This is a genomic window from Sediminibacterium sp. TEGAF015 (assembly GCF_025997995.1).
GTDB lineage: Bacteria > Bacteroidota > Bacteroidia > Chitinophagales > Chitinophagaceae > Sediminibacterium.
The window spans coordinates 2,272,501-2,296,900 of record NZ_AP026683.1 but is presented as its reverse complement, the minus strand read 5'-3'; the positions used below and the strand labels follow the sequence as shown (position 1 = coordinate 2,296,900).

Here is a 24,400-nt window from a genome sequence, read left to right as displayed (position 1 = left end):
ACTGGAATCAATAGAATATTTCTTTGATTGGGCAAATAGGGAACTGATATTATAAAAATTACTTAAATGGATTCGTCCATTTTATATTGGTTGCAACGGTAGGATCAGTTAGTGTTCGCATAAATGCCACCAATGATGCTTTTTCTGCAGCCGTTAAGTTTAACCGTATAGGTTGACCATTGGGTTGTTTTAATGCATTGTCCAGATTAGGATGAGCTTTTACGCCACTATTATAATGTTCCACTACTTCCTCCAGGGTTTTAAATCTACCATCATGCATATAGGGTGCCGTTAATGCAATATTTCTGAGTGTATGTGTTTTAAATGCACCCAATCCGGCACCATTGTCATTGCTGGTATTTAAATCAAGTCCATTATTTCTTGGACCAGGAACAGCTGCAACAAAAGCTTCTGTAGTATGACAGCCAAAACATCCGGCACCGCCATTTTGAACAGGGATTATAAATATTCTTTTTCCCTGATTTTCTTCAGCAGTAAAATTAGGAAAATCAGCCACGGGATTATTTACCTGGGCTCTTCCGGCATCATATTTACTATTGCTACTAACAATACTTCTTACAAATTGAGCCAGTGCTCTTGCAATTCTATTCGTATTCACTGCTGTATCACCAAATGCATTCGTGATTAAAGGAGCATAGTATGTTTGCTCTCTTACTCTTTGCGCAATCAATGCCAGCGTCATACCCATTTCTACGGGATCCTGAAATGGCATAAGAACCTGGTCTTCCAGTGTTGCTGCTCTTTCATCCCAGAAAAAACGTCCTCTTTGATAAAATTTTGCATTAATTAAACTCATGGAATGTCTTTCTGTCTTTCCACCAGCAAATCCATTACTTAAAACAGCAGTATCACTAAATCCAAATGCCGGATTATGGCAACTGGCACAAGAAATGGTTTTATTGACACTTAAATTTTTATCATAAAATAAGACTCTTCCCAATGTTGCACCATTATTGGTAATGGGATTTGCAGCAGGTGTATTATCAATTCCATTTACTGAAGTAGGCGCTCCTCCACCAGCATTCTGAAAAAAATAAGCAGGCAATCCTGCATTCACATAATCAAAAGGACTTGCGGGTAAATTTAAAGCAGCAGATATTAAAGGATTATCTCCTGAACTATTGGTAATAGGTGTAACTACGGTTTGATCGGCCTTATTACAAGCAACAAGGCTAATCAAAAGAATCAGCAGGAAAGAATAAGTTTTATTCATATCTGGCATTTGGATGCTTTGATATGAATAATTTCCTTTCGTTTAAATGAAAAATAAAATAATATGTTAAAAGAAAATTTATCCACCTATTAAACCGGCAGCCCTACTGATATCCATCATTCTTTCCATTGGTATAAGTGCCTGTAATCTTAATGTTTCATCCATATGAATTTCAGGAAGTTCGTACTTCATACAGAGGTATATTTTTTCCAAGGTATTTAATTTCATATACGGACAATCATTGCAGGCACAATTGTTATTAGGTGGTGCAGGAATAAAAGTTTTGGTTGGATTATTTAGCTGCATCTGATGTAAAATACCAGTTTCAGTTGCTACGATATAAGAGGAATTAGCGTCTGTCTGTGTGTATTTTAATAATTGGGTGGTACTCCCAATATAATCAGCAATATTTAAAATAGCTTCTTCACATTCCGGATGTGCAATCAATTTTGCTTCAGGATGTCTAATTTTTAATTTTACTATTTTCTCCAGACTAAATATTTCATGCACTACACAAGCACCATTCCAAAGCAACATATTCCTGCCTGTTTTTTTATTAAGGTAGGCACCTAAATTTTTATCTGGAGCAAATAGGATGGGTTGATCGGCAGGGATACTTTCAATAATTTTCTCTGCATTTCCACTAGTACAGATAATATCACTTAATGCTTTTATTTCTGCCGTACAATTGATATAGGAAACAACTAGATGATCGGGGTGTTTTTCTTTAAAAGCCTTAAAAAGTGGGGCAGGAGCACTATCAGCCAAAGAACAACCTGCTTTTAAATCGGGTAGAAGAACTTTTTTTGTAGGGTTTAAAATTTTAGCTGTTTCTGCCATAAAATGTACTCCGGCAAAAACGATAATATCAGCAGTTGTCTGTTTAGCTTGTTGAGCAAGACCGAGACTATCCCCAATATAATCTGCCACATCTTGTATATCTGTATCCTGGTAATAGTGAGCGAGTAGAACAGCATTTTTTTCTTTTTTCAATTTTTCTATCTCTGCAAATAGATCCAATTCAGGATCAATTTCCAAATCTAAAAATCCGTTAACTGCTAATTTCTCTTTTGCGATGTTAATATTCAAAGTAATAATATTTAATAATTATTTATATAAAATCAACTACTACTATTAGGCATGTGTATATCGGGAAAACTTTGTTACACACATTGTACAAAGCTAAGGTTAGTTCGTTTATTCACAGCTATTCACATTTTTATTAGACTTGTTATTTCATATCCTTATATTGTTTATATACTTTATTAACAGGGTGGTATAACTGAATTAACATTCATTGTTTTGGGTTATTCACTTTTGTTTCACTGTTAATTAACAGGTATAAATACCTGCTGTTTTCTGCTCTTTAACCTCATTCACTCCGATATTTACCTATTTATTCTATTTCTTTTCACATTTTTTTTAATTAAAAGGTAATTTTTCCACCTGTTTTTCTGGTTACTAACAGATAGATGTGTATATTTTTCCACATCTTATTCTACTTTATTTTCCCTTATTTTTGCCTCCCCGTGTACAATCGGGATAAATTATATATTAATTATTTACACTATGTCTGTAATTCAAACAATTCGTGATCGCGGTACCTGGATCATTTTTGTAATTATTGCTGTTGCTTTAATTGCGTTTATTCTTCAGGATGGAGCAGGGCGTGGAGGTTCTGCTTTTTCTAACAGTTCAGTTATTGCAAAAGTAAATGGTACAACCATTGACAGGGGTACTTTTGAAGAGCGCCTTAAATCTCAGGAAGCTATGTATGCTGGTCAAGGTGCTACCCGTGAACAATTAATTGGTAATGTGTTCAACATGGAGGTAGATAATATAGTATTAAACCAAGAGTTTGAAAAATTGGGTTTAACTGTATCTGCCAAAGAATTGAATGATATTCTATTTGGAGATAACTCTCCTTTGCGTCAGGAATTTACCGATCCAAAAACTGGTGAGTTTAAGGTAGATGATGCAAAAAGAGCTTTTGCACAAATAAAAAAGAGCAAAAATGCAGAGCAGGTAAAAATGATTACAACTGGTTACATTGAGCCTACTATCCAAAATAGTCTACGTAATAAATATCAGAATTTATTATTACAATCTGTTTATGTACCAAAATGGTTGGTTGAAAAACAACAGGCAGATAATAATGCTGTTTCTAATGCTTCTTATGTACTCTATCCTTATGTAGCTATTCCTGATTCAACTGTGAAAGTTTCAGATGCTGATATTAATTCTTATGTAAAGAAACACAGTAATGAATTCAAAAAAGAAGAAGAGACCAGATCTATTGTATATGTGAATTTCAGTGCAGCACCAACTTCTGCTGATTCTGCGGCTACACTATCTCAAATTAATGCTTTAAAAGCTGAATTTATATCTACTTCTGATGCTGCTGCTTATTTAGGTAAGGTAGGTACTGAGTTGCCTTATTATAATAGTTATTTCGGCGGAAGCAGAATTCAGGTAGCTAATAAAGATTCAATTACTCGCTTACCTGTTGGTGGTGTTTTTGGACCTTATATTGATGGCAATAATTTTGTTATTGCTAAGATGGTAGGAATAAAGCAATGGCCTGATAGTGTTTCTGTAAGACATATCTTAATTGGTACCAATGATCCTCAGTCTGGTCAAATGGTTCGTGATGATTCTACAGCTAAGAAATTAGTTGATAGTATTCAAACTGCTATTAAAAGTGGTGCTGATTTCAATGCATTGGTAGCTAAATATTCTGATGACGGAGGAAGCAAAGATAAGGGAGGTGTATACGATTATTTCCCTCAGGGACAGATGGTAATTCCATTTAATGATTTTGCTTTTGATAATGCTGTTGGAACAAAAGGTGTTGTTAAAACTGATTATGGTTATCACTATATTGAAATATTAGGTCAGAAGAATCGCGCAGCTGCTTACAAAATTGCTTATTTAGCAAAGCCTATCATTAGTAGTAATGAAACTGTAAATGAAGCAAATACTGCTGCAGCAAAATTTGTGGCTTCTGCAAAATCATCTAAAGAATTTAATGAGAATGCTGCTAAATTGGCTAAACCAATTTTACCAGCTAGCGATATCAAGAAAAATGATTTTACCGTAGGTACTATGGCCAATACGCGTTCATTGGTTAGATGGATTTATGAAAATAAAGAAGGAGCTGTTTCAGATCCTACAGAAGTAGGCGATCAGATTATTGTTGCTATGATTACTGGTATTAATAAAGCGGGATTAATGAGTGCAACAGAAGCCAGACCATTAGTTGAAGGCGTAATCAGAAATGAGAAGAAAGCCAAAATTATCATCGATACCAAAATGAAGGGGAGTACGCTTGAAGAATTAGCTAAGTCTTCTGGTGCATCTATTCTTAGAGCTGACAGCATTGCTTTTAATGCCGGTTTCGTAAATGGTGTTGGAAATGAACCTAAAATGGTAGGTGCTGCTTTTAATAAAGCAAATCTTGGAAAAGCTTCTTCCTTAATTGCTGGTAATGCTGGTGTTTATGCTGTTAAAGTAGAAAATATTGGTGCCAAGTCTGCCGATGCTTTACCAGAATCTGTTAAACAAACCTTAATCCAAAACAGAAAAATGGCTGCTTACAGAAGTGTTGAAGCACTTAGAAAAGCCGCAACTGTAAAAGATAACCGTTTCGATTTTTATTAATCGTTACATTTTATTAAGAGAACCCACTCATTAGAGTGGGTTTTTTTTGCGACTCTCGTAAATAAGATTCATGGAAACAGGCTAATTTTATGTTGTTATGGAACCCATTGTTAATAAAGTTGAACAAAGTGGCATCATTAGCCTGGATCTGGAATCTTACTTTACAAAAGAAACCATAAAAGTATTTGATTTAAAAGATCATCTTTTCATGGGTCTTATTTTAAAAGAAAAGGATTTCCGAACTGCTTTATTAAGCATTGACTGGAGTGAATTCAAAGATGCACATGTTGCTATAACATGCAGTGCAGATGCAATTATTCCTATGTGGGCTAATATGCTTGTGGCTGTTTACTTAACACCCGTAGCAAAATCTGTTCATTTTGGTAGCGAAGCTTCATTAAGAGAACAACTGTTATTAGATGCAATGAATTCAATTAATCCTTCTGATTATACCGATCAACGGGTTGTTGTAAAAGGATGTGGTGAAGATCCAGTTCCTGCTTCTGCGTATGTAAAAATTACTTCTTTATTAAGACCATATGCAAAGAGCATTATGTATGGTGAGCCATGTAGCACGGTTCCTTTGTATAAGAAGAAGTGATTAATCTATTAGGTCTGGTTTTCTGTTTGATATGTTCTCAAATTGATTATCATAATCTTTTCTGATCGTATCAAATAATCTATCCCATATTAAAGTATACAACCCATAATTACCTTTGAAGTATTGGTGATGTTGATTGTGGTTTATTGAAGTATTAATCCATTTACCAATTTTTGTTCTATTAAATCCTTTTGGATATAATTCATATCCAAGATGCCCATATACGTTGTATATAATGGAAAAAAGAAAGAAGATAGCTAAATGAGTAATATGGATGGGAAGGGTAAAATAAAAAATGATAACAATTCCCTGTTCTATAATTGCTTCCAATGGATGAAATGCATATGCTGCCCATGGTGAAGGGTTGGTTGATTTATGATGAACGAGGTGTATGTATTTAAACAAGGCGGGGTGATGCATTATTCTATGCATAATATAAAAGTATAAGTCATGCATCATAAAAAGCACCGGAAACACACTGAAGTAATAAGCCCATCCATATGTTTCTATTGATTGATACCTAGTTGTTTGTTCTGCAATAGGGGGACTATTCAATACAACAACTATTAAACTGAATATTAACATTGTTACTATTGAATAGAATAGTTCTCTTATATAATCATTATTCCGGGGAAATTTTTGCTGTATTTTCAGGTAGAAATATTTTCTTCTGAATATTACATAGAACAACATAAACGCAATTAGTGCAACAATAAAATATCTGCTACTAATTTTTTGAAATGCAGTAAAAAAGAATTCCCAATTCATAGTTTATTAATGTGCTTCTAACCAGTTGTTACCTCTCCCTACTTCGGCTTCCACAGGAACTCCGTTTGGTAAGGGCAGGGCTGATACCATACATTGAATAATAAGATTTTGAAGGTCATCGGCTTCTTCCACTATTGCATCAAAAACCAATTCATCGTGTACCTGTAATATCATTTTTGATTTCCAATCCCCCTTCTTCATTTCCTGATGAACCTTAATCATCGCCATTTTAATCATATCCGCAGCCGTTCCTTGTATAGGTGAATTGATAGCGTTTCTTTCTGCAAACCCCCTTACAGTAAAATTAGCACTATGAATGTCTCTTAACCACCGTTTTCTACCCATTAGGGTTTGTACATAATCGTTCTCTTTTGCAAAGTTTATCTGATCATCCATGTATTTTTGAATGAATGGGAATTCTTTCTTATAGTTGTTAATTATTTCCTGCGCTTCCTTTCTGCTCACGCCGAGGTTTTCTGCCAGCCCAAAAGCACCTTGTCCATAGATAATGCCAAAGTTTACACTTTTTGCTTTATAGCGCATTTCCTTTGTTACATCTGTTTCTGAAACTCCATACACTTTTGCTGCTGTAGCTGTATGAATGTCTTTTCTTTGTTTAAATGCATCACACAAATTCGGATCTCCACTTATTGCGGCTACTATTCTCAATTCAATTTGCGAATAATCAGCACTTAACAATATGCGTCCCGGCTCTCTCGGAATAAATGCTTTTCTTATTTCTCTTCCTCTAGCTGTTCTTATAGGGATATTCTGTAGATTCGGATTGTTGCTACTTAGTCTTCCAGTAACCGCAACAGCCTGTGCATAGGAGGTATGAACACGACCCGTGCGGGGGTTAATCATTTCGGGTAGCGCATCTACATACGTTGATTTTAGTTTGGTTAATTCTCTGAATCCTAGAATATCTTCTACAATTTTATGTTCTCCTGCCAATTTTAATAATACATCTTCACCGGTGGCATATTGTCCGGTTTTAGTTTTTTTTGCTTTTGGATCTAATTGTAGTTTATCGAATAACACTTCACCTAATTGTTTTGGAGAAGCTAAATTGAACCGAACACCAGCCTGCTCATAAACACTTTCTTCGCACTTTTTTGCTTCTTTTTCTAATTCTTTACTGTAGTCATTCAAAAAGGATTCATCAATTTTAACCCCCTCATATTCCATATCTGTTAAAACTCTTACCAGGGGGTTTTCTACTTCATAGAATACTTTTTCAACTTCTTTCGTCTTTAATAGCGGGGCAAAGCAATGTTTTAATTGCAATGTAATATCGGCGTCTTCTGCTGCATATTCCTTTATCTTATCAATGGCCACATCCCGCATATTACCTTGGTTTTTTCCTTTTTTTCCAATAAGTGTTTCAATGGAAACCGGTTCATAACCAAGATATTGTGCACTTAACAAATCCATGCTCCTTCTGCCCTCTGGCTCAATTACATAGTGTGCTAACATAGTATCAAATAAGCTTCCTGTTGGCTCTATTCCATACCACTTCAAAATCAACAAATCATATTTTATATTTTGCCCCACCCAGCAAATATTTGCATTGTCAAATAAAGGCTTCAGCAACAAAAGCTTTTCTTTTACCTCTTTTTGATTATTTGTGAATGGGATATAATAAGCTTTACCTTTTTCAAAGGAAAAACTTATCCCAACAAGTTCTACATTATTAGCATCCGTTCCAGTTGTTTCTGTATCAAAACAAATTTCTTTCTGTTGATTAAGTAGTGCTACTAAATCTCTTATTTCTGCATCAATCTCAACTAACCGATATTCATGAGAAGTGTTTTCTATATTCTTTTCTGCAACCAACCCAAAACTATGGTCCTCTATAATAGTTTCCTTTTCAACAGTTTTCTTTTCCTCAACAGCATTTCCGAATAAATCTGTTTGAACTGCAACTGGTGCAGCCTGAAACGCATTAAACGTTTCTCCCAATATCCTTTTACCCAATGTCTTAAATTCCAATTCTGTAAAAACTGTATTAAGTTCTTCCCTATTCCAGTCTTTAAGTCGAAAATCTTCTTCATGAAATTCAACGGGTACATTAGTAATGATTGTTGCCAGTTTTTTGCTGATAATTGCCGATTCTTTTCCTGCCCTTACTTTTTCACCTAATGCTCCTTTTATTTTATCGGCATTCTCAAGGATATTTTCTAGTGTGTCATACTCCTTCAATAACTTAGCGGCTGTTTTTTCACCAACACCAGGTATACCAGGAATATTATCAACCGCATCTCCCATTAAACCGAGCATATCAACAACTTGCTCAACCCTAGCTATATCCCATTTAGTGCAAATTTTTGCTGCATCTAATATTTCTTCTGCATTTCCATATGCAGGTGGTTTATAAATATATACATGTGGGTGTATCAACAATTGACCATAGTCTTTATCAGGGGTAACCATGTACACATTATAGCCTTTGTCGGCTGCCTGCCAGGCTAGTGTTCCTATTATATCATCGGCCTCGTATCCATCAATTTCTACAACCGGAATATTAAATCCGCGTATGATTCTTTGTATATCAGGAAGTGATGCCAATAAATCTTCAGGTGCTTCCTGTCTGTTTGCTTTATAATCTGTAAAATCAGTGTGTCTTTCTGTTGGTGCATGTGTATCAAAACAGACAGCAAGGTGTGTGGGTTTTTCTTTATTTATCAAATCATATAAAGTTGAGGTAAACCCAAATTGTGCATTTGTATTTATTCCTTTTGAAGTAATTCTTGGGTTTCGGATTAATGCATAATAGGCTCTATAAATTAATGCCAAAGCATCTAACAGAAATAGTTTCTTTTCCATTCAGCTAAGGTAATAAATACGCGGTTGCCCCGCTATCTTATATGAAAAGGAATTAAAAATCCCGGTTACCTGCGCAACCGGGACTAAATTAAGTATAGCCATGTTTTTATGAGCTATAGTCTATACAGTGATATGACATCTAGTTATTTAATACCATACTTGTATTTATATCTTTCATAGAGTTGTTTGTGTTTATCATCAAGGACAATTTTTCTGCCCTGAATAAATGCATGCTCAATAACACTTGTATGCATGTCCAGTATGTCTCCTGCGCTAATAACAATATTGGCGTCTTTTCCTTTTTCAATAGAACCGGTTGTTTCTTCTGCACCCAGAATTTTAGCAGCATTAAGTGTTATTGCGCTTAGTGCCTCTTCTTTTGTTAAACCATAGGTTGCAGCAGTTCCTGCGTTAAAAGGTAGGTTTCTTCCTCTGTTCTGTGGATCGTCATCATTAATACAGAACAATACCCCCGCTTTCTGTAATACCGATGGAGCTTTATAAGGCATATCTACATCATCATCGTCCAGGGTTGGTAAATCATGCATTTGAGATAGAATGACTCCTATGTTGTGTTGTTTTAACAGTGGAGCAATCTGCCAACTTTCTGAACCCCCAATGATTACAACATTAAAATCAAACTCTTTTGCAAAATCTATAGCAAGTAACATTTGTTTCACCTGTGAAGCATGAACAAACAGTTTTTGTTTTTTCTCAAACAATCCTCTTGCAGCTTCCAATTTCAGATTGAGTTCTTTAGGGGTATTGGCTAAATAGGCTTTTGCTTCTCTGAAATAGTCTTTCACAATTTCAAGTCTTTCCAATGCTGCCTTGGTTGGATCGGCTGGCGCCTGCGGCATAAATTGCGCAAATAATGCACCCAATCTTCCTCCGGGTCTTCCTAATAAGCTTGGCATATATAAATGCATTCCATTGTCCATTTTATAAGCTGCGTCTTCCCAATGCCATGCATCTAATTGAACAACGGAGGATTGTCCTGCAAGTAATGCACCAACAGGTGCAGTATGTGCTAAGAGTATCCCATTTGATCTTAAAGTATTGGTGATTTTTGAATCTGCATTGTAGGCGGCAATGGAACGAATACCAGGATTCATTTCACCAATTTCATTGAAATCGTTGGTTGCACGAACACCAGTGATTTCAGTAAGTCCAAGATTAGAGGCAGGTAATATTAAGCCCGGATAAACTTGTTTTCCCTTTGCATCTATAACTTCAGCACCAGATGCAGGAACAACAATATTGGATCCAACGTCTTCAATCTTACCGTTACTAATTTTAATAGTTGCATTTTCAATAACAGTTCCATTACCTACGTGAACAGTACCGTTTTTGATGAAAACTACTCCTTTTTGTGTTTTTGCAGGATAGATAGTTTCCTGCGCTTTGCTTGCTCCTGCTAGAAGCAATAATATATTAAGTGATAATACAATCTTTTTCATGTTTAATTTTTTTTTGTGGTTGCTTTTGTGTTCTTATTCTTCTTCACCAGCTTCAATTTCGAGTAAACCTAGTTTATGACCGTGGTCCAAACAGGTATGAATGTATTTGTAGCTTGGTGTAAATGGCGCAACAGCAGCCCCACTTCTTTTTTCGCCAACCATTTTATTAATTAAACGTGTACGCTCTGTTCTAACTTCCTTGCGCATAGCTTCGTCTTTTGCTCTATCAAAATAGATGGTTCCGTCTACTACGGTATACAATGACTTTGCATAAATACTTAAAGGATGAGCTGACCATAGAACAAGATCTGCGTCTTTTCCTTCCTTAATACTTCCTACTTTATTATCTACGTGTAACATTTTAGCTGGATTGATGGTAACCATATTCAATGCATCAATCTCACTCACGCCACCATACTTAACGGTTTTAGCTGCTTCCTGATTTAATCTTCTTGCCATTTCAGCATCATCAGAATTGATAGCTACATTTAAACCCACTTTCTGCATAATGGCCGCATTGTAAGGAATTGCATCCTGAACTTCATTTTTATAAGCCCACCAGTCAGAGAAGGTAGAAGCTGCTGCACCATGTGCTTTCATTTTGTCAGCTACTTTGTACCCCTCAAGGATATGCGTGAAAGTATTTACTTTAAAACCGTATTTTTCAGCAACCCTCAGTGCAATAACAATTTCACTAGCTACATAACTATGGCAGGTAATAAAACGTTTGCTGTTCATAATTTCAACAAGCGCTTCTAATTCAAGGTCTTTTCTGAAGGTAGTTGGTACAGCTCCTTTTTTCTTATTATTCGCTTCGTGTTCTTTCTTAGCTGCTTCGTATATTTTAGCACGATTAAATGCATCATTCAACACTTGTTCAACCCCCATACGTGTATCTGGGAACCTAATATTTCCTTGTGTAGAAGAAGAACGTTTTACATTTTCACCCAAGGCAAATTTGATAAACGGATCGGCACCTTCGAAAATCAATCCCTTATCGTCGGTACCCCAACGAAGTTTAATTAATTGAGTCTGACCACCAATTGTATTAGCAGATCCATGTAGAATATGTGAACTCGTTACTCCTCCGCTTAATTGTCTGTAAATATTAATATCGTCTGGATCTAAGTTATCCTGCATTCTAACTTCAGAAGTTACAGATTGTCCACCTTCGTTGGTTGACGCAGATGCTATATGAGAGTGTTCATCAATAATACCAGCGGTTAAATGTTTACCAGTAGCATCAATTTGTTTGGCACTTGCTTCGTTAATGTTTTTTCCAATTTTAGCAATTTTACCATTTTTAACCAATACATCTGTAGCTTCTAGTTTACCTTCTTTTTCACTTGTCCAAACAGTTGCATTTTTAAATAAGAGCGTTTCCTGTTTAGGTATATTTTCTTCATCGTTACCGAATGCAGTAAATGGATAAAACGATTTTCCAATTTTAGGAGCTGTCTTTGATTTTGTTTCTTCTGCCTTAGCTGCTATTAGGCTAATTTGCTGAGCAGACCATGTTACTGCGTTTCCAAGTGAATCAACTCCGGTGCCATTCCATGTAGTTCCATTAGAATAGCCGCTTAATTTATTTGCGTTTGGAGGGAGTATAACCGGCGCATTAGCTGTGCCTCCCATTCCTGGTCTGCCCGCACCACCAGCTCTTCTTTGTTGAGGTGCAAAATTTATTTTTACATTTTTCCCATCATAGGTAAAACGTACAGCCATTGTATCTTTTCCAACCAAAGTTGCAGAACTGTTTGATTTAACTTCCAAATTATAATCCTGTGTTCCTTCCGCATTCTGAACAGTTAGTTTGTAATTACCATTTATAGAATACCACGCATCTTCTTTGATTGCATATTTATTACCATTAACCCAGTTGTGTAAAATCACAGCTTTATCTGTAAATACTGGTGCACTGGTAATCATAAAGTTTGCCATTTTGCCTTCATCAATGCTACCTACTTTGTCGTATACTCCAAGCCATGTAGCTGGGTTTTTGGTTAAGGCCTCCATGGCAGCCTTTTCACTCAATCCATACTCAATCGCTTTTCTTAGATTAGATAGAAATGATTTTGGATCTCTCAGGTCTGCGCTTGTTAAACAAAACGGAATACCTGCTTTTTCTATTGCTGCGGGGTTGGTTGGTCCTAACTCCCAGTTTTTCATGTCAGCTAATGAAACCAATCTTGCATCATTCGGATCTTCCACATCTTGCGCTTGCGGGAAGTTAAGATTAACTATCAATGGTGCTTTAGTTGCTGCAACTTCTTTAATTCGTTGATATTCTTTTCCTGTTGCTTTAATAATGTATTGTACGCCAAACTCATCTCCAATTCTGTCGGCCCGCATTACATTCCACAAATCAACACCTCTATCCTGAGCTTCAAAAATTTGAGGCAGACTTTGTTGGTCATTGAAATATTTTAATGTTATGTTATAACCTTCTTTTTTTGCTGCATCAGGATTGTTTTTATACCAAGCAGCATCATTATAGGTTTGTCGTAGTAATGCAATAGAGCCCATCAAAGAGGAAGGATAGGTCTGCGTAGAACTTCCTTTACTAAAAGAATAGTGTGCACTTGCTTTGTCTTTAACAATGACAAAGTTTTCCTTCTCATTCGAAAGTGTTACAACCGAACCTGTACCACGTGCAATTCCATCTTTTTGATGTGTAAGTACTGTACCAAATCCTGCTTCTCTTAAAGCTTTTGCTTTTGCTTCGTCTACGCTAAATAATTTATATGCATTTACATCTGTCTTGATAGACTGGTTCCAACCATATGCACCTTTTTGATTACTGGTTAGTTGTGCAGGTGCGCCAAATCCACCTCCTGTTGGGCGTTGAACCTGTGGCATACCATAGTCAGAATAGATATCAATAAAAGATGGATATATGTATTTGTCTTTACAGTCAATTACAACAGCATCTTTTGGAATTGACACATTAGTACCAACTGCTATAATTTTTCCATCTCTGATAACTAGACTACCATTGGCAATCGTGTTTTGTGCATCTTTAACAATTGTAGCGTTTGTAAATGCATAGCAGCCATCTCGTTTATCTGCTACACCATTTACCGGAAATGTTTCCTGGGCTCGCAACATGGTTGTGAGTACCAAACAAGAAAACAACAACTTGATTTTTCTCATAAGTAAGGTCGTTTTAGTAGGATTCTAAAGCTACTAAAATTGTACTTCTTATGGTAAACTGGTTTTTTTTAATATGATGAATGGATGAAAAGGAATTATCTACCCATATATACCATCAGTATTTGAACATCGCTAGGGTTTACTCCACTAATTCTGCTTGCCTGTCCTAATGTTGCTGGTTGAATTTTTTTCAGTTTTTGTATGGCTTCATTAGAAAGGGCTGTAAGTCTCTCGTATTCAAAATTGGCTGGAATCTTCATATTTTCTAAATCACTCATTTTGTCTACCAATTGCTGTTCCTTCTCTATATAGCGTTCATATTTGATTTGAATCTCAGCTTGTAGCAATTCTTCTTCTGAATATGGTTTTAAAGTTTCAGCCAATTCTGGTAAATGAGATTTCATGTCATTTAGCGTAACATTGGGTCGAAGAATAATCTTAGCAGCTTTTTGTTTTTCTGTTAATGCCGCAGATTGAATAGAAGAAAAATATGGATTGATTAAATCTGGCTCAACAGGAAAGTTGCTTATGGTTTGCTTGATCTCTTCAACATGCGCTTTCTTATCTGAAACGGCTCTCATTCTTTCTTTAGAAGCCAAGCCTATTCGGAAACTTTTTTCTGTTAATCTTAAATCGGCGTTGTCTTGTCTCAGTAAGGTTCTGAATTCAGCTCTGCTGGTAAACATTCTGTAGGGTTCATCGGTTCCTTTATTAATAAGGTCATCTACCAAAACCCCAATGTATGCTTCTGATCTGTTTAAAATAAAGGGTTCCTTGTTCTTTGCTTTTTGATGAGCATTAATTCCCGCTATTAATCCTTGACAAGCAGCTTCTTCGTATCCAGTGGTTCCGTTAATTTGTCCTGCAAAAAACAGATGACTTATTTGCTTGGTTTCTAATGCATGCGTTAACTGCGTAGGCATGAAATAGTCATATTCAATTGCATAACCTGGTCTGAATATTTTACATTTTTCAAAACCCGGAACTTGACGCAATGCAGCCATTTGAACTTCTTCAGGTAGAGATGTGGAAAATCCGTTTACATATATTTCTACCGTATCCCATCCTTCGGGTTCTACGAATAACTGGTGACGGTCTCTATCCGCGAAGCGACTAATTTTATCTTCAATACTAGGACAATATCTCGGTCCTACTCCTTCTATTCTTCCCTGATACATTGGAGATCTGTCAAAGCCCGTCTTTAATAAATCATGTACCGTACTATTTGTATAGGTGATAAAACAACTTCTTTGTTGTTCTGCTTTTACACGAGGAATATTCATATAAGAAAAACCAACAATATGTTCGTCTCCTTTCTGTTCCTCCATTTTAGCGTAGTCCAGACTTCTTCCATCCACTCTGGGTGGTGTTCCCGTTTTCAGTCGGTCGCTCTCAAAGCCCAACGAAACCAATTGCTCTGTAATGCCGGTAGCTGCTTTTTCAGCAACCCTACCACCGCCAAATTGTTTTTCACCAATATGGATTACGCCATTCAAAAATGTACCGCTGGTAACTACAACAGATTCGGCCATAATCTCATGTCCTAACCCGGTAATTACTCCACATGCTTTATTGTTCTTAATGATGATCTCTTTTACCATATCCTGGTAGAAATCAACATTGGGTGTATTCTCTAACCACTCTCTCCATTTTGCAGCAAAAAGCATACGATCGTTCTGCGCTCTAGGGCTCCACATTGCTGGCCCCTTACTCATATTCAGCATTCTGAATTGAATCGTGCTAAGATCAGTTATGATACCACTGTACCCGCCGAGTGCATCAATCTCACGCACAATCTGTCCCTTGGCAATTCCACCCATCGCTGGGTTGCAACTCATTTGTGCAATCGTTTGCATATTCATGGTTACCAACAAAACAGAACTACCCAGATTGGCAGCAGCAGCAGCGGCCTCACAACCAGCATGACCCGCGCCTACAACAATAACATCGTATTTTGAAAACATGGTGCAAAGATATTATAGGATTACCCCTAACCGAATTTTTTTAGGATTTCTCTTTCTGTAAGAATTGCCTGTGCAGATTCCGTTTCCAGGTACTGCGCGTATTCCTCTTTGGTAAAGCCTGGAATCGCTACAAGGTCTTTCATATTGGATTGAATAAACGCCAACTGTTTCTCGGTTAAGTTCAAGCTGTTATTGTTTGTGATGGATTCAATTTTTGCAATAAACTTTGCAGCCTCTGAAAATCCTGTAATTGCATAGAGCTTTTCAAAATAGGCTTTAGCAAAAGTCAAGTCTGCAAAATTTCCATTTCCCTCCAATGAAGCCACCTTAATATTTAAGTAGTTCCAGCATAATTTCAATTCACCCTCCTCAGAGATATCAAAGAAAGAAACAGGAATCACGTGTTCAAATTGCCAGGAGATTCCAAAGTTCTCCCAGCTTTGAACCCCAGTAAACTGAGATTCAAACCATTCTCTCAGCGCTTTTCTATGTAATCCAAAGTATGGGGCATATTGTTCGCTAGGGCTTCCCTCAAGTACAAAACGCCTGAAGGCAACCTGCCACTTTCTTTTTTCATTTTTATTCTCTGTGCCTTTCATTTCCCAAAGGTAAATGTGATTCGTGGAACATACACAAAATTGTTTCATGGTGAAACGGTTGCCCGTGGAACACGGATGCGCAGGTGTGAAACGGTGGCTCGTGGAACATGAAGCGCTTGTTGAAAATGGTGGTGTCTCTGGTGAAAAAAGGGTTGTTCTTTCCGTAAATTTTACCTGGCTGGCCTCTCTTCGCACCCCAGTTCCTGCACGATAAGTGTTTGATCTCCGTCTAGTTGGACAGAACTAACCCCCATTTTGCTATAATTGGAATTCAAAAGATTCTTGCGATGGCCCAGGTCGGGAAGATTGATGTCCAAATAAAGTAAGAGCAGGGAGCTAAGTCCCCAATTGTCCTTCCCCAGGGAGATATTTTCTGCGGAACAGCCCCTGTACCCCACTTTTCGCATGCGGTCCCCAAAGCTGGAACCATCTGATGAACGGTGGCTTACGCTCCCCCCATTCCTTTTAATATCTTTTCCATGGTCTCGGGCCGCTTTACTTAGTTTCTCCTCAGGATCTATAAATGGTAGGGCCTTGGCTTTGTCCAAAGTTTCCAATAAGCTATTAGCGTATTTACCCTTTAGTCTGGGCTGTTGCTCTAAATAAGGTATCAGGGCCGAGTCCCTGAATTCTTTGGGAAAAAGTCTGGAATAGTTGACCCAATACATAAATGATTGAGATATGCGGTCTGAAGCTTGAAAAACCGGATTCCGTTCCAGTCTTTCCTTGATTTCTTTCTTGACGGTAATGGTTGGCTCAAAGGGAATGTCGGTTAATACTACCTGGCTGTATCCCTGGGCTTTAGTTGTAGATGTTGTAAAAACAAGATTCAATAGAAAGCAGAAAGTAAAAGCACTCCAGCGCATGGTTTATTTTATTTTGGCTATCATCCGCAAATACTGGTCCTCTTTTGCCCTCATTTCCTGAATTTCACTTTTCTTTTTGTCTTTATAGCCGCAAAGATGCAAAGCCCCATGAAAGAGCACCCTCATCATTTCATTTTCATAATCAACCCCCTGCTGGATAGCATTGTCTTTCACCCGATCAATGCTGATATAAATCTCTGCTTCAATGGGCTGCCCCGGTTCCTGTAAGCCAAAAGTTATGATATCGGTGTAATAGTTATGTTGTAAAAAGTCCTGATTGATTTTCAAAAGCATTTCGTCAGAACAGAAAATATAGTTGATACCCCCCAGTTCTTTTTTCTCTTTCTTGAACAGGAATTCGATAAAAGATTTTAGTCCGGTTTTGTCTGGGAAAATAAACGGTCTATCTCCGCTTCTGAAATTGATTTTAGCCATAGTTCTTGATTACTCCAAAATTCGTAACAATACCAAAACGCAAGGGTTTACCTTTATAGTATAATTGCGAATATGAAAAGATTGTCCGAGTTGGCGGCAGGAGAAAAGGGAATTATAGATTCATTTGAAAAAGACGAAATCTTTATAAAGCTGATGGAAATGGGCTGTGTACCAGGAGAAAAAGTAAAAGTAGAACAGATAGCCCCATTAGGAGATCCTATATCCATTTGTGTATCTGGATACAGACTGAGCTTACGTTTAAGCGAGGCAAATAGTATCTTCGTGATAGAAGATATTTAATTAAAACATTGATAATCAGCCACTTAGATGAAAATCGGCCTCTACTTTGGTTCTTTCAATCCTATACATACGGGGCATTTAATCATTGCCAGTCATGTTTTGAATGAAACCAATTTGCAGCAACTCTGGCTGGTAGTGTCGCCCCAGAATCCATTTAAACAGGAACATAGTTTATTGAGTGAATATCACCGGCTTCATCTTGCAACACTGGCCGTTGAAGACGATGAACGCTTAAGAGCTTCGGATATTGAATTCAAATTACCCAAACCCTCTTATACCATTGATACGATGGTATATTTAAAAGAAAAATATCCCCAACACGAGTTCACGATTATTATAGGATCAGATAGTTTTCAGAATATTCAGAAATGGAAAAACGCATCTATCCTTCTGGCCGAATATTCTTTTGTAATTTATAACCGACCTGGATTTATTGCCACCATTCCAGATGGTGCAAAAGCGGTGATTCTGGATGCACCCATGCTTTCTATTTCTGCAACCCATATCCGAAACAATATTAAAGAAGGAAAAAGCATTCAGTATTTGGTTCCCGAAAAAGTAAGGGAATATATTGAAGCGAATCATTACTATAAGTAAGAGCACCATTTATTGGTATTGTCTGCATTTGACCCATTCATAAAAAAGGTAGCCGCAGAAAATAATTACTTAACAGAATGCAATAGATTTATTTTCTAAACAGATTGTATGAGAAAAATATTGCTATTGCTTTCGCTGGCTTATGTATATGCCGGCTATTCGCAGACTTTAACTGTTGACCATATTATGCGAGATCCTAAATGGATGGGGACCTCTCCATCTAACGCATTCTGGAGCCATGACAGTAAAACGGTTTACTTTAACTGGAATCCTCAACAACAAGTATCAGATTCATTGTATGCTTTTGCCATTACTGCAACTGCGCCTGAAAAAGCAAATAGCAATATTCTTGAAAGAAATAATGCACTGAATAATGCGGTGTACAATTCGGCCGGAACACAGATGGTATATGGCTTTCGTGGCGATATATATTGGACAGAAATTAAAACAAACAAAACAACCAGGGTAACACAAACCGAAGAACAGGAGTTCAATCCTTCCTTTATTTTAAACGACGAATGGATTGCCTTCAACAAGTCTGGTAACTTATTTGGATGGCATACAAAATCAGGCGTGCTGATGCAGCTAACAAATATTGGAAGCGGGGGGAGTTCAACTGGCGCTAATTTCAATCGTTCATCTGGCTCTATCAACACCCAAACACAGGATGGATGGTTGCAGCAACAGCAACTCGATTTATTTGAAGTCTTGAAAGAAAGAAAAGAAAAAAGAGACCTGCGCAATGAATATCTGAGAAAAAACAGAATCGTTTATAATGATACCATTAAGCGAATTGCAACAGGCGATAAAATGATGCAGGGCCTGCAGATCAGTCCTGATGCACGTTTCGTTACCTACAGATTGTATCAGGTACCTTCTGGAAATAAATCTACTATTGTTCCGGATTATGTAACCGAGTCTGGATATACTACAGACCTAAACACAAGAACCAAAGTGGGCAATGCATTAGGCAAATTTGAATTTTATGTGTGGGACAGACAGCGTGATACTTTGATGTTGATAAAAACAGATGCCATACCTGGCATTCAGGATTTACCCGATTATGCAAAAGATTATCCGAAAAAATACGAAGGCAAAAAACCTACCAATAGACCCGTTGCCATTTATGGACCTTACTGGAATGCAAGTGGAACATTTGCAATTGTTGATATCCGTTCACAGGACAATAAAGACAGATGGATTATGCAATTGGATGCGGCTTCCGGAAAACTAGTTCCGATTGATCGTCAAAGAGATGAAGCATGGATTGCGGGTCCTGGAATTGGTGGGGGCAATTTCGGAACGAGAATTGGCTGGGTAAACAATGATCAGTTTTATTTTCAAAGTGAAGCAACTGGTTATTCACACTTATATATATACGACACAAAAACACAGAGTAAGAAAGCGCTTAGTTCCGGAAACTATGAAGTGCAGGAATTGCGCTTAAGTAAGAACAAACAATTTTTTTATTTACTGACCAATGAAACCCATCCAGGAAAACAGAACTGGTACCGAATTAAAATTGACGGAACTGGAAAAGAAAGAATCACTCCATGGGAAGGTGGCTATGAAGTAAGTATGAGTCCCGATGAAAAATGGATTGCGTATCGTTACTCTTATATTAATAAGCCCTGGGAATTATATGTGCAGGAGAACGCTCCGGGTAAAAAACCCATTCAGGTTACCAATCTTTCCATGAGCGATGAATTTAAAAAGTACAACTGGAAAGAACCCAAAGTAACCACTATACCAGCCAGAGACGGACAATCCATTTATGCAAGAATTTATGAACCCGCACCGGAAAAGAAAAACGGAGCTGCTGTATTTTTTGTACATGGTGCCGGCTATCTGCAAAATGTGCATTACTGGTGGAGCAGTTATTTCAGAGAATACATGTTTAATAATTTATTAGCAGACAAAGGATATACAGTCATTGATATAGACTACAGAGCCAGCAGCGGATATGGCAGAGATTGGAGAACGGGCATCTACAGACATATGGGTGGCAAAGATTTAACAGACCACGTGGATGCGGCCGAATACCTGGTAAAAAATTATGGTATCGACAAAAACAGAATTGGATTGTACGGTGGTTCTTATGGAGGCTTTATTACCTTGATGGGATTGTTCACAACACCGGATGTATTTAAAGCGGGTGCAGCACTAAGACCAGTAACAGACTGGGCACATTACAATCACGGATATACGGCCAATATTTTAAATGAACCAGTGCAAGACTCCATAGCCTATGCAAAATCTTCACCAATCAATTTTGCATCTGGTTTAAAAAATCATTTATTGATTTGTCATGGTATGGTAGATGTGAATGTGCATTTTCAGGATGTGGTACGCTTATCGCAAAAACTGATTGAATTAAAAAAAGACAACTGGGAGTTGGCAGTGTATCCCATGGAAGATCATGGATTTGTAGAACCTAGTAGTTGGACCGATGAGTATAAAAGAATTTTAAAATTATTTGAAGAGCGATTAAAGTAAATGGCTTTGAAAAAAGCAAATGCGCTAACCAATAATATTAACCCATAGTTTACTTGTGTTACCAAATCGTGATCAGAATATTATCTTAAAGTGAAGGTATCATTATCAAATGATTAAGAAGGGCCGCTGGTATAGCGGCTCTTTTTTTTGCAGTATAGTTTCGCGCCAGAAAAACTATATAGCATTATGAGAAACCAATTTAAATCAATGATGATTTCATTAACACTAATAATGGTGTTGATTAATACATCATTCGTATTTGCACAAACCACCAGGGATTTAACTGGTACAGTATTGAATGAAAAAGGAGATCCTTTGCAGGGGGTAACAGTGGTATTGCAGAACAATGCCAACAGCAGTCAACGAACCACCACCAATGAGAGTGGGGTTTATGTTGTAAAGCAATTAACTATTGGAAATAAATACACGATAAAATTTTCTTTTGTTGGATTTGCGTCTACTGAGCAAATGATTACTGTTTCAAAAAATCAACAGCAACTGGTTACCAGAATGAAATCGGAGGCTGGTGAGTTGAATGAAGTGGTGGTTACAGCATTGGGAATTAAAAAGCAGGAAAAAGCATTGGGCTATGCCGCACAAACGATGAAGGAATCAGATGTGATGGATGCCCGCTCTAACAACTGGGTAAGCTCTTTGTCTGGTAAGGTAGCTGGATTGAATTTGTATTCTGCGGGATCGGGACCGGGTGGTTCTGTAAGGGTTTCACTGAGGGGAGATGCTTCTATGAATCCGGATGGAAACAACGCGCTGATTGTATTAGATGGTGTACCTATGAATGGGGGTGGAACCAGTTCAGGAGTAGGCAATGCTTATGGAGCAGGATCTGGTTCAGATGTTCCCGTTGATTTTGGAAATGGGATTTCAGATATTAATCCAGATGATATTGAGAGCATCACCGTGTTGAAAGGACCAGGTGCTACTGCTTTATATGGTAGCAGAGCAGCAAATGGTGCCTTGTTAATTACTACCAAATCTGGTGCGAGAAAAGACAAGGGTATTGGTGTAACCGTAAATACAAATGCAAGCATTAACACCGTATTAAGGTGGCCTGATTATCAATATGAGTATGGTCAGGGAACTGGAAGAGGGTTAAATGCCGCCGGTGAAAAATATTATAGCTATGGGGCTTCTGCAGATGGTGCAAGCACTAGCGGAACCAGTAGTGCATTTGGTCCAAGATTCAATGGACAACTATATTATCAATATGATCCAACAGTTGAAGGACAATCTCCTGAAAGACGTCCATGGGTAGCACAGCCCAACAATATCAAAGACTTCTGGAGAACAGGGTCTACCATCACTAATAATATTTCATTAGAAAGTGGAAATGAAAATGGTTCGGTAAGAGCATCACTCACACACTCTAAAAATGAATGGATCATGCCGAATACTGGTTTCGAAAGAGTAACTGCGGCTTTAAGTGTTAGTCAAAAAGTGTCTGATAAATTGCGCTTTGTTTCTAAAGTAAACTACACCAACAAAACCAGCGATAATTTACCTGCAACGGGTTACAACAATCAGTCAATTGCGTATTTCATGATTTTCCAAAATCCAAACGTAGACTTAAGTTGGTATAGACCTATCTGGAAAAAAGGGCAGGAACAAATTGATCAGGTACATCCCTTCAGCAGTTTTATTGACAACCCATATTTGATTGCTTATGAAATGACCAATGGAGTTAGAAGCAATGCCTTCTTAGCCAATATGGCAGCCACTTATACTTTCAATAGCAAGTTCAATTTGATGTTGCGTTCTGGTATTGATTTTTCCAGTGAAATTAGAAAGCAACAAAGACCCTATTCGTCTGCTAACTACTTAAGAGGTTTTTATAAAGAACAAAATATTCAGGACTATGAAATCAATACTGACTTCTTATTATCCTATAAGGACAAAATTGGTTCTGACATTAATGTAACCGCTTCTGTTGGTGGTAATGCCATGAGTACAAAATACTCCAGAGTAGACGCCAGTGTGATTGGCTTGGTTATTCCGGGCGTATATATGTTAAGCAATGGGGTTGGAACACCGGAAGTAGTGAATGTTGCCAGAAACAAAAAGGTAAACAGTTTATATGGAACAGCATCTTTTGCGTATAAGAATAAATGGTTCGTGGATGTAACAGGAAGGAATGACTGGTCAAGCACATTGCCTATTCAAAACAATTCTTTCTTTTACCCTTCTATTAATACCAGTGTTATCCTAAGTGATATCTTACGCTTGCCGGCATCTATTTCATTTGCCAAACTTCGTTTGTCTGCAGCTCAGGTGGGTAACGATACCGATCCATATAAAACAAGCAAATACTATGGAACCAGCCCATTCCCTGGTTCTGGATCAGTACCAACACTTTTGCACAACGTGAATTTTAAACCAGAAATTTCTACCAACTATGAAGCAGGTCTGGATATTCGTTTGTTCAAGAGCAGACTGAATCTGGATCTTACTTACTACAGCAATACTACCCGAAACCAGATTTTGGAAGTTCCTTTAGATCCAACAACTGGATATTCCAGAGCAGTATTGAATGCAGGAGCTGTTAGAAACAGAGGAATAGAAGTGGTATTAACCGGAAGCATCATTAAAAAGAAAAACTTTAGCTGGACTTCAATTTTAACATGGGCAAAAAACCAAAACCGTGTACTTGAATTGGCGGAAGGAATGGAAGGAAAACAAGATATTGGTTATGGCGGTAATGCAACCATTCAAGCCAGAGTAGGAGGTACAACCGGTGATATTTATGGATTTGGCTTTTTGCGTTCACCTGATGGACAAATTGTTTACAATGCAGCAACAGGTTTGCCTGCACGTCCCCAGGAAATTCAATACATCGGGTCTGCTTATGCAGATTGGAAAGGCGGTATCAGAAATGAATTTACCTATAAAAATTATCGATTCAGCTTTTTGGTAGATGGACAATTGGGTGGCATGATTTATTCTCAGAGTCATCATAAAATGATGGAACAGGGAAAACTAAAATCAAGCCTGCCTGGTCGTGAAGAGAATTATATTATTGGCGTTGGAGTTGTTCAGAACCCCGACAAATCCTATTCACCCAATACTACCAAAGTATTACCTGTTGATTACTACGGAGACTATTACAGAAGAGCCAATGTAGAGTCCAATTCCTTCGATGCTTCTTATTTAAAATTGCGAGAGGCAAGGTTAGAATACAATTTCCCTAAAACGCTTTTAGGTAAGTCTTTCTTTAAACAAGTAAGTGTGGCATTATATGGAAGAGACCTATTCATGATTTCAAGCTTCCCTGTTTTTGATCCAGAAACCGCCGCATTAAATGGTTCCACCATTTTGCCGGGTGTTGAAATGGGACAATTACCGTCTAGCAGAACCATTGGAGCTAATATCACCGTTAAGTTTTAAGGGATTGGGTATTTTTTAAATGACCCATCATTACAATCAATA

General features: G+C 37.5%; 16 protein-coding genes. 6 read left to right on the top strand and 10 right to left on the bottom strand.

All coding sequences use genetic code 11. The features are described from left to right. Positions 1 to 58: 58 nt before the first annotated feature. Both TEGAF0_RS10295 and nadA read right to left on the bottom strand, forming a co-directional pair. Entirely contained in the window at positions 59 to 1,234 is a 1,176-nt protein-coding gene (locus TEGAF0_RS10295) for a cytochrome-c peroxidase (protein WP_264898096.1), read from the bottom strand. 78 nt (positions 1,235 to 1,312) lie between these two features. Beyond that, a complete protein-coding gene (gene nadA / locus TEGAF0_RS10290; protein WP_264898095.1) occupies positions 1,313 to 2,323 on the bottom strand; it encodes a quinolinate synthase NadA in 1,011 nt (336 codons plus the stop codon). Positions 2,324 to 2,803: 480 nt separating this feature from the next. On the opposite strand from nadA, the gene TEGAF0_RS10285 reads away from it, so the two are divergent. Together TEGAF0_RS10285 and TEGAF0_RS10280 are read left to right on the top strand one after the other, a co-directional pair. Beyond that, on the top strand, positions 2,804 to 4,894 hold the full coding sequence (locus TEGAF0_RS10285; RefSeq protein ID WP_264898094.1) for a peptidylprolyl isomerase: 2,091 nt from the start codon (positions 2,804 to 2,806) through the stop codon (positions 4,892 to 4,894). 97 nt (positions 4,895 to 4,991) lie between these two features. Beyond that, positions 4,992 to 5,495, top strand: coding sequence for a DUF2480 family protein (locus tag TEGAF0_RS10280; protein ID WP_264898093.1), 504 nt, complete (start codon positions 4,992 to 4,994; stop codon positions 5,493 to 5,495). Here TEGAF0_RS10280 and TEGAF0_RS10275 read toward each other — a convergent pair whose 3' ends face one another. The 8 genes from TEGAF0_RS10275 to ybeY form a co-directional block, all read right to left on the bottom strand. Then, complete coding sequence (locus tag TEGAF0_RS10275; RefSeq protein ID WP_264898092.1) at positions 5,496 to 6,263, bottom strand: sterol desaturase family protein; 768 nt, start codon at positions 6,261 to 6,263, stop codon at positions 5,496 to 5,498. A 6-nt stretch (positions 6,264 to 6,269) separates the two neighbouring features. Further along, entirely contained in the window at positions 6,270 to 9,089 is a 2,820-nt protein-coding gene (polA, locus tag TEGAF0_RS10270; RefSeq protein WP_264898091.1) for a DNA polymerase I, read from the bottom strand. Positions 9,090 to 9,232: 143 nt separating this feature from the next. Next, positions 9,233 to 10,549 (bottom strand): amidohydrolase family protein, encoded by a 1,317-nt coding sequence (locus tag TEGAF0_RS10265; RefSeq protein WP_264898090.1) that lies wholly within the window; start codon positions 10,547 to 10,549, stop codon positions 9,233 to 9,235. Positions 10,550 to 10,582: 33 nt separating this feature from the next. Then, positions 10,583 to 13,702, bottom strand: a complete 3,120-nt coding sequence (locus TEGAF0_RS10260) for an amidohydrolase family protein (protein ID WP_264898089.1) — start codon at positions 13,700 to 13,702, stop codon at positions 10,583 to 10,585. Positions 13,703 to 13,797: 95 nt separating this feature from the next. Further along, positions 13,798 to 15,666: a tRNA uridine-5-carboxymethylaminomethyl(34) synthesis enzyme MnmG gene (mnmG, locus tag TEGAF0_RS10255; protein ID WP_264898088.1), complete on the bottom strand. Its 1,869-nt coding sequence runs from the start codon at positions 15,664 to 15,666 to the stop codon at positions 13,798 to 13,800. Positions 15,667 to 15,692: 26 nt separating this feature from the next. Continuing rightward, positions 15,693 to 16,265 (bottom strand): hypothetical protein, encoded by a 573-nt coding sequence (locus tag TEGAF0_RS10250; protein WP_264898087.1) that lies wholly within the window; start codon positions 16,263 to 16,265, stop codon positions 15,693 to 15,695. A gap of 170 nt (positions 16,266 to 16,435) precedes the next feature. Next, positions 16,436 to 17,131, bottom strand: coding sequence for a CAP domain-containing protein (locus TEGAF0_RS10245; protein WP_264898086.1), 696 nt, complete (start codon positions 17,129 to 17,131; stop codon positions 16,436 to 16,438). A gap of 3 nt (positions 17,132 to 17,134) precedes the next feature. Beyond that, positions 17,135 to 17,566: an rRNA maturation RNase YbeY gene (gene ybeY / locus TEGAF0_RS10240; RefSeq protein ID WP_264898085.1), complete on the bottom strand. Its 432-nt coding sequence runs from the start codon at positions 17,564 to 17,566 to the stop codon at positions 17,135 to 17,137. A gap of 72 nt (positions 17,567 to 17,638) precedes the next feature. Between ybeY and TEGAF0_RS10235 the strand changes: the two genes are divergently transcribed. The 4 genes from TEGAF0_RS10235 (at position 17,639) to TEGAF0_RS10220 (ending at position 24,358) form a co-directional block, all read left to right on the top strand. Then, entirely contained in the window at positions 17,639 to 17,866 is a 228-nt protein-coding gene (locus tag TEGAF0_RS10235; RefSeq protein ID WP_264898084.1) for a FeoA family protein, read from the top strand. Between the two features lie 27 nt (positions 17,867 to 17,893). Further along, a complete protein-coding gene (nadD, locus tag TEGAF0_RS10230) occupies positions 17,894 to 18,463 on the top strand; it encodes a nicotinate (nicotinamide) nucleotide adenylyltransferase (RefSeq protein ID WP_264898083.1) in 570 nt (189 codons plus the stop codon). Between the two features lie 108 nt (positions 18,464 to 18,571). Continuing rightward, positions 18,572 to 20,959: a S9 family peptidase gene (locus tag TEGAF0_RS10225; protein ID WP_264898082.1), complete on the top strand. Its 2,388-nt coding sequence runs from the start codon at positions 18,572 to 18,574 to the stop codon at positions 20,957 to 20,959. Positions 20,960 to 21,145: 186 nt separating this feature from the next. After that, positions 21,146 to 24,358 carry a SusC/RagA family TonB-linked outer membrane protein gene (locus tag TEGAF0_RS10220; RefSeq protein WP_264898081.1) on the top strand — a complete coding sequence of 1,071 codons (3,213 nt, stop codon included), beginning with the start codon at positions 21,146 to 21,148 and terminating at the stop codon, positions 24,356 to 24,358. Positions 24,359 to 24,400: the final 42 nt, after the last annotated feature.

What these genes read in the sequence shown, in the direction of transcription:
- TEGAF0_RS10250 (WP_264898087.1), bottom strand. Translation starts at nt 16,265, where the DNA reads ATGAAAGGCACAGAGAATAAAAATGAAAAAAGAAAGTGGCAGGTTGCC.
- TEGAF0_RS10275 (WP_264898092.1), bottom strand. Translation starts at nt 6,263, where the DNA reads ATGAATTGGGAATTCTTTTTTACTGCATTTCAAAAAATTAGTAGCAGA.
- nadD (WP_264898083.1), top strand. Translation starts at nt 17,894, where the DNA reads ATGAAAATCGGCCTCTACTTTGGTTCTTTCAATCCTATACATACGGGG.
- TEGAF0_RS10260 (WP_264898089.1), bottom strand. Translation starts at nt 13,702, where the DNA reads ATGAGAAAAATCAAGTTGTTGTTTTCTTGTTTGGTACTCACAACCATG.
- TEGAF0_RS10245 (WP_264898086.1), bottom strand. Translation starts at nt 17,131, where the DNA reads ATGCGCTGGAGTGCTTTTACTTTCTGCTTTCTATTGAATCTTGTTTTT.
- TEGAF0_RS10265 (WP_264898090.1), bottom strand. Translation starts at nt 10,549, where the DNA reads ATGAAAAAGATTGTATTATCACTTAATATATTATTGCTTCTAGCAGGA.
- TEGAF0_RS10280 (WP_264898093.1), top strand. Translation starts at nt 4,992, where the DNA reads ATGGAACCCATTGTTAATAAAGTTGAACAAAGTGGCATCATTAGCCTG.
- mnmG (WP_264898088.1), bottom strand. Translation starts at nt 15,666, where the DNA reads ATGTTTTCAAAATACGATGTTATTGTTGTAGGCGCGGGTCATGCTGGT.
- TEGAF0_RS10295 (WP_264898096.1), bottom strand. Translation starts at nt 1,234, where the DNA reads ATGAATAAAACTTATTCTTTCCTGCTGATTCTTTTGATTAGCCTTGTT.
- TEGAF0_RS10285 (WP_264898094.1), top strand. Translation starts at nt 2,804, where the DNA reads ATGTCTGTAATTCAAACAATTCGTGATCGCGGTACCTGGATCATTTTT.
- polA (WP_264898091.1), bottom strand. Translation starts at nt 9,089, where the DNA reads ATGGAAAAGAAACTATTTCTGTTAGATGCTTTGGCATTAATTTATAGA.
- TEGAF0_RS10225 (WP_264898082.1), top strand. Translation starts at nt 18,572, where the DNA reads ATGAGAAAAATATTGCTATTGCTTTCGCTGGCTTATGTATATGCCGGC.
- TEGAF0_RS10220 (WP_264898081.1), top strand. Translation starts at nt 21,146, where the DNA reads ATGAGAAACCAATTTAAATCAATGATGATTTCATTAACACTAATAATG.
- TEGAF0_RS10235 (WP_264898084.1), top strand. Translation starts at nt 17,639, where the DNA reads ATGAAAAGATTGTCCGAGTTGGCGGCAGGAGAAAAGGGAATTATAGAT.
- ybeY (WP_264898085.1), bottom strand. Translation starts at nt 17,566, where the DNA reads ATGGCTAAAATCAATTTCAGAAGCGGAGATAGACCGTTTATTTTCCCA.